A 662-nucleotide genomic window follows, 5' to 3' on the forward strand; every position below is an offset into this window, starting at 1 on the left:
ATTAAAAAAATTAGCGTATCATAATTAATACGCTAATTCGTTTTTAATATTTAATAGGGAAGCGTTGAAACATCTTCGTCAATTTCTCTTCCTTCATCATCAAATAAAGTATACAAACGTTTCAATTCAGACAATAACATTTCTTCAAAAGAATCCCATTGAACTTTTGATGTTGCATCCCATCTTTCACAACAATGAACAATATTAGTTTCCTTATCTATGTACATCCGTGAGCCGTCCCACTGATAGCTTCCAATAAAAAAAAAGCTATCTTTTGCATTATCGGGACGCTCATATAAATTAGCTGAAATTGGAGAAAAAGGTTGCCTTGAATTTGCTTTAGGATCTCTAGTTAATTGCCTTCTTAATCCATATAAACTTAAAGTCGAAGATAAAATATTTGTACCATTACTATAATTCATTAAAAAATGCTTATACTCGTCTGGAATTGTAGTATGTAGCTCTTTTTCCAATGAAGCTATTTCTTCAATATCTAGTTTTGGATAAATAATGTTTAGATAGGCTTCTGAACCTTTAAATGGTACGTGGCCTATTAGCATAGCACCATCGCTCGAGTTTGCAAGCCCTAAATTTTGGAACTTATAAATAAGTTCATTAATTTCTTTATTATACATGATTAATCTATTTTACGATTTTTTAAT

General features: G+C 30.2%; 1 protein-coding gene. It reads right to left on the reverse strand.

Annotation, left to right across the window (positions count from 1 at the left end):
* Positions 1-50 precede the first annotated feature (50 nt).
* The gene (locus DRF57_RS23445; protein ID WP_115921134.1) at positions 51-635 is read right to left on the reverse strand and encodes an SMI1/KNR4 family protein; all 585 of its coding nucleotides are present in this window, start codon (positions 633-635) and stop codon (positions 51-53) included.
* Positions 636-662 lie beyond the last annotated feature (27 nt).

This window comes from Chryseobacterium rhizosphaerae (genome assembly GCF_003385455.1).
Taxonomy (GTDB): domain Bacteria; phylum Bacteroidota; class Bacteroidia; order Flavobacteriales; family Weeksellaceae; genus Chryseobacterium; species Chryseobacterium rhizosphaerae.

Bases quoted from the DNA above. Each gene is read 5' to 3' on its own strand.
- DRF57_RS23445 (WP_115921134.1), bottom strand. From the start codon at position 635: ATGTATAATAAAGAAATTAATGAACTTATTTATAAGTTCCAAAATTTA.